Raw genomic sequence first — 6040 nt, forward strand, 5'->3', positions numbered from 1 at the left:
CCGGAACCCGGCCCGGAACGGCCAACCGACCTGGCGGACCACGTCTCCCCGCGCGACGCGGTGGAGCGGGAGGTGGCCGCCGTCTGGTCCGACGTCCTCGGCATCGAGCGGGTCGGCGTCGGCGACAACTTCTTCGCCCTCGGCGGGCACTCGCTGCAGGCCGTGCAGGTCGCCTTCCGCATCCGCACCACGTTCGGGGTGGACCTCGAACTGCGCCGGATCCTCGAAGCCCCGTACGTCGAGGACCTGGCCAAGGCCATCACCGAGGCGCTCGACGAACAGGGCGATCTGCTCGCCGACGCCCTCAGCGAGGTCGAGTCGATGTCCGACGAGGACGTTCGCGCACACCTCGCCAGGTCCTAAAGATCCACCGCCGGCCCAGATCGAAGGGGACATCCATGTCTGACACGCGCGCCGAGCGGCTCGCCCAGCTCTCTCCGGAGCGGCGTCGGCTGCTGCTGCAGCGGATGCGGGGCAACGACAGTCGCGGCGCCGGGATCGGTGCGGCGCCCCGGGACGTGCCCCTGCCGCTGTCGTTCGCACAGGAGCGGCTCTACTTCCTCTGGCGGCTGGCACCGGCCTCCGCGGCCTACCACGCACCGGTGGCGGTGCGCCTGCACGGACCGGTCGACGTCGCGGCGCTCGCCGAGGCGCTGTCGGCGGTGGTGGCCCGGCACGAGGTGCTGCGTACCCGCTACGTCGACGGCGTCGGCGGCCCCGAACAGGTGGTCGACACGGCTGCCCCGGTGCCGCTGCCGGTGGTGGACGTCCCGGACGGCACCGGCTCCGAGGCGGCGTTGCGCGACCTGGTCGACGCGGAGACGCTGCGCCCGTTCGATCTGGCCGGCGGGCCGGTGCTGCGGGCGACGCTCTACCGGCGGAGCTCCCGGGAGCACGTGCTGCTGCTGGTGATGCACCACATCGCCTGCGACGGGTGGTCCTTGCCGATCATGTGGCGGGAGCTGTCCGCGGTCTACCGCGGCGGCGCCGCGGCGGCGGCGCAGTTGCCGCCGCTGCCCCTGCAGTACGCCGACATCGCCTGGTGGCAGCGCCGCCAGCGGGCCGCCGGCGGGTACGAGCGGAGCCTGCGCCACTGGCACGACCGGTTGGCGCAGGTCCCCACGCTTGACCTGCCGGTGGCCCGGCCCCGGCCGGTGTCGCCGACGTTCGTCGGCGACCGCGTGCCGGTACGGCTGCCCGCCACGGTCGCCGCCGGGCTCCGGGAACTCGGCCGGACCAGCGGCTGTACCTCGTTCGTCGTCCTGCTCGCCGCCTTCCAGGTGCTGCTGTCACGGCTGTCCGGCCAGCAGGACGTCGCGGTCGGCACGCCCGTCGCCGGCCGGGATTCCGACGAGGTCGCCGGGCTGATCGGGTTCTTCGCCAACACCGTCGTGCTGCGGACCGACCTGTCCGGCGACCCGACCTTCACCGAGGTGCTCTCCCGGGTCCGCGCCGTCGTCCTCGACGGCCTGGCCCACCAGGACGTGCCGTTCGACCAGGTCGTCGAGCGGATCAACCCGGTGCGCGACGCGGGTGCGACCCCGCTGTTCCAGGTCATGTTCACCACCGACGGCGACGCGGCCACCGCCAACGACGCGTGGGACCTGGGTGACGTCGACGTCGAGCCGTACCTCGGGGCGGCCCAGGGCGCGCAGGTCGACCTGACGCTCGGCCTGCGCGACGGCCCGGGGGGCCTGACCGGTGAACTCGAGTACAGCGTGGATCTCTTCGACCGGGACACGGCCGAGCGGTTCGTGGAGCACCTGGAACAGCTTCTCGCCGGCATAGCCGCCACACCGGACCGGCCGATCGGCGACTACCGCCTGTCGACCAGCCAAGAGCGCCGCATGGTCCGGGACTGGAACAACACCCGGCTGACCTATTCGCCCAAGGTCTCCGTCGAGCAGCACTTCGAGGAGTACGCCGACCTGACCCCGGACGCGCCCGCACTGGTCTGGGATGGGCACGTGCTCGACTTCGCCGCGGTCGAGGAGCGCGCGAACCGCATCGCGAACCTGCTGCGCCGGCACGGGGTCGGCATCGACGACCGGGTCGCGATCTGTGTCGAACGCGGCCATGACAGCGTTGTCGCGCCGCTCGCCGTGCTCAAGGCCGACGCCGCGTTCATGCCGGTCGACCCGGAACAGCCACCCGCCCGCGTCGCCGCGCTGCTCGACAGCGTCGCGCCCACCGTGGTGCTGTGCGACGCGGCCACCGAACCGCTCCTGCCGCCCGGCCGGTGGCGGGCGGTCCGGCTGGACGACCCGGCCGCCCTCGTCGGGGTGTCGGCCGACCGGCCGCCGCGCACGGCGCCGCCGTCCGCCCTCGCGTACGTCATCCACACCTCGGGCTCGACCGGCACCCCGAAGGGCGTGATGGGCACCCGGGGCGGGTTGGCCAACCTGCGGGTCGCCTGGACCCCCTGGGACCCAACGCCCCTGCGCCGTTGGATGACCATCGCCAGCGCCGCCTTCGACGTGTTCGTCGGCGACCTGGTGCGCAGCGTGACGTTCGGCAGCTGCCTGGTGCTCGGCGCACGGTCGCTCGCCCGTGATCCGGAGGCGCTGGTGACCGCGCTGGCGGCGGAACGCATCGACGCCTTCGACACCATTCCCGCGGTGCTGACCGCGGTCACCGTGCACCTGGCCGAGAGCGGTCGGTCCCTGCCTGACCTCAAGCTGATGATGGTCGGCGCGGACAGCTTCGCGGTCAGCGACTACGCGGCCGCGCTGGCGGTCCTGCCGCCGGGGATCCGCGTGGTCAACGCCTGGGGGGCAACCGAGACCTCGATCGACAGCACCATGTTCGCCGCCCGCCCTGGCGTCACGACCGCCTCCGGGATCGTCCCGGTGGGCTCGCCGGTCGCGAACACCGCCGTGCACGTGCTCGACGAGCGGCTGCGACCGGTGCCGGTGGGCGTGATCGGCGACCTGTACGTCGGCGGACACGGGGTGACCCGGGGCTACCTGAACCGTCCCGGGCTGACGGCCGACCGCTTCCTGCCCGACCCGTACGGCAGCGAGAGCGGAAGCCGGCTGTACCGGACCGGCGACCGCGGTCGGTGGCTCGCCGACGGCAGCATCGAGTTCATCGGCCGCAGCGACGACCAGGTGCAGATCCGTGGCCACCGGGTCGAGCCCGGCGAGATCGAGACGGTGCTGCGCGGGCACGACGGAATCAGCGAGGCGTGCGTGGTGGCGGTGCGCGACGGCGTCTCCCACCACCGGCTCGTCGCGTACATCGTCACCTCGCCCGCGAACCCACCGTCCGGCACCGCCCTGCGGGCCTACCTGGACGAGCGGCTCCCGGCCCACCTGCGGGTCTCCACGTTCGTGCCGATCGACCGGTTGCCCCGCACGCTGAGCGGAAAGGTCGACAAGTCCCGGCTGCCGGCCGTCACCACCGAGGCCGACACAGTGGAGCGGGTTGCCCCGCGTGACGACGCCGAGCGTGCCGTGGCCGAGGTGTGGCGGCAGGTGCTCGGCGGTACCGACGAGATCGGCGTCCACGACGACTTCTTCGAGATCGGTGGCCACTCGCTGCTGGCCACCCGGATCGTCTTCGGCCTGCGCCAGGCCCTCGGGGTCGAGCTGCCGGTCCAGGCGGTCTTCGACGCGCCGACGGTCGCCGCGATGGCGGCCCAGCTCTCATCCGCCGCTCGCGCCGACGGGCCGGCGCCGGCGCGAGTGCCGCGCCAGGCCGACGGGATGCCACTGTCGTACGCGCAGGAACGCCTCTACTTCCTCTGGCAGTACGCGCCGGAATCGCCGGCGTACAACATGCCGGTCGCGGTACGGCTGTGCGGTGCGCTCGACGTGGACGCCCTGGCCGGCGCGCTGGGCGACGTGGTGGCCCGACACGAGATCCTGCGCACCCGCTACATCGCGACCGACAACGGTCCGGTGCAGGTCGTCGACCCGCCGTGCCCGGTCGAACTGCCGGTCGTCTCGGTGACCGGTCTGCCCGACGACCAGGTCACCCGGATCCTGCATGACGACTGGGCTCGCCCCTTCGACCTCGCCACCGGCCCGGTGCTGCGCGGCGAACTGCTGCGGGTCAGCGACGACGAGCACGTGCTGCTGCTCGTGCTGCACCACATCGGCTACGACGGCTGGTCCCACAACGTTCTATGGCGCGAGGTAGCCGAGTGCTACCGGGCCCGCCGGGCGGGCATCGCGCCCACGCTCGCCCCGGTGACCCTGCACTACGCGGACTTCGCCTGGTGGCAGCGGGAACGGCGGGACAGCGGCAAGTTCGATGACGCCCTCGCCTACTGGGAGCGGCAGCTCGCCGATCTTCCCGTGCTCCGCCTGCCGGTCGACCGTCCTCGCCCGGCGTCACCCAGCTTCGCCGCCGACCGGGTCCGCCTGGAACTCCCGGCGGAGGTCGTGCAGGGCCTGCGCGAGTTGTGCGCGGCGCGGGGCGTCACGCCGTTCGTGGTGCTGCTGGCCGCGTTCCAGGTGCTTCTCGCGCGCCTGACCGGCCAGCGCGACATCGCCGTGGGCACCCCGGTGACCGGCCGGGACCGCCCCGAGCTGGCCGACGTCATCGGCTTCCTGGTCAACAGCGTCGTCATCCGCACCGACCTCGGCGACGCCCTGCCCGGCCCGGCCTTCGTCGAGCTACTGGACCAGGTGCGTGGCACCGTCCTCGGCGCACTCACCCACGCCGAGGTGCCGTTCGAACAGGTGGTGGAGCGGCTCAATCCGGTACGGGACCAGAGCATGTCCCCGCTGTTCCAGGTGATGTTCACCCTCGCCGGGGCCGAGGACGACCCCACCGACCTGGCCGACGTCCAGGTGCGGGCGCAGGACATGACGCTCTCGTCACTTCAGTTCGACCTCGCGCTGATGATGCACCTCTCCGGCGACCGCCTCACCGGGGAGGTCTACTTCGCCACCGAACTGTTCGAACGCGACACTGTGGCGGCGCTGGCCGACCGGCTGGTCCGGCTGATCGGCAACCTGGTGGCGGAGCCTCTGGCCAGCGTCGGCCGGGTGGAGATCCTGGCAAAGCGGGAGCGCCACGACCTGCTCAACACCTGGGCGGGCCAGCCTTCCGAGCGGCCCGCCGCCACTCTCGCCGCGCTGTTCGAGGCGCAGGTCGCGGCCACCCCGTCGGCGCCCGCCGTCGAGGCGGACGGCCGGACGGTGCGGTACGCGGAGCTCAACGAGCGGGCCAACCGGCTGGCGCGAGCCCTGGTGGCGCGGGGGGTCGACCCGGAACGGATGGTGGCGCTGGCGCTGCCCCGGTCGATCGACCTGATCGTCGGCATCGTCGCGGTGACCAAGGCCGGCGGCGCCTACGTGCCGGTGGACCTCGCCCACCCCGCCGAGCGGCTGGCCTTCCTGATCGGCGACGTCGCGCCCACCGTGGTGCTGACCACCCGGGCCGGCCTGGCCGCGCTGCCTCCGGTCGGGGACGCCGAGACGATCGTGCTGGAGGACCTCGACCTGGCCGAGCTGGCCTCGACCAACCTGTCCGACCTGGACCGGCTCGGCCCGCTACGCGTCTCGAACCCGGCCTACCTCATCTACACCTCGGGCTCTACCGGCACCCCGAAGGGGGTGCAGGTGACGCACGCCGGCATCGCCGGACTGCTGGCCAACCAGATCGCCCGGCACGCCGCGCGGCCAGGTGCCCGGGTGTCGCAGCTCGTGTCGCAGAGCTTCGACGTGATGGTGGCGGAGGTGTCGATGGCGTTGCTCGCCGGCGGCTGCCTCGTCGTGGCCCCGACCACCTTCACCGGCGACGAGCTCTACGCGTACCTCGCGGAGAACCGGATCACCCACGCGCACATCCCACCCTCCGTGCTGGCCACCGTGCCGCAGCGGGAACTGCCGCACCTGACCACGCTCGTGACCGGGGGTGAGGGCTGCCCACCCGACGTCGCCGCCTTCTGGTCGACGGGCCGACGGCTGGTCAACGCCTACGGGCCGAGCGAGGCGACCATCGACGTCAGCTCGCGGGTGTACGAGCCGACGTCCGCGCTCGACCTCCGCACCGTCCGCAGCGACATCGGCCGCCCGATCGACGGCGT

Annotated in this window: 2 protein-coding genes; both read left to right on the plus strand. The window is 73.0% G+C overall.

Annotated elements, in window-relative coordinates:
• The coding region (locus tag Vqi01_RS29780; RefSeq protein ID WP_239098771.1) for a phosphopantetheine-binding protein at nt 1-363 on the plus strand (363 nt) is incomplete at its 5' end.
• Nucleotides 364-398: 35 nt separating this feature from the next.
• Nucleotides 399-6040: non-ribosomal peptide synthetase (locus tag Vqi01_RS29785; protein ID WP_204038463.1), on the plus strand; the 5642-nt coding region annotated here is incomplete at its 3' end.

It is taken from the genome of Micromonospora qiuiae, from assembly GCF_016863555.1.
Classification (GTDB): Bacteria; Actinomycetota; Actinomycetes; order Mycobacteriales; family Micromonosporaceae; genus Micromonospora; species Micromonospora qiuiae.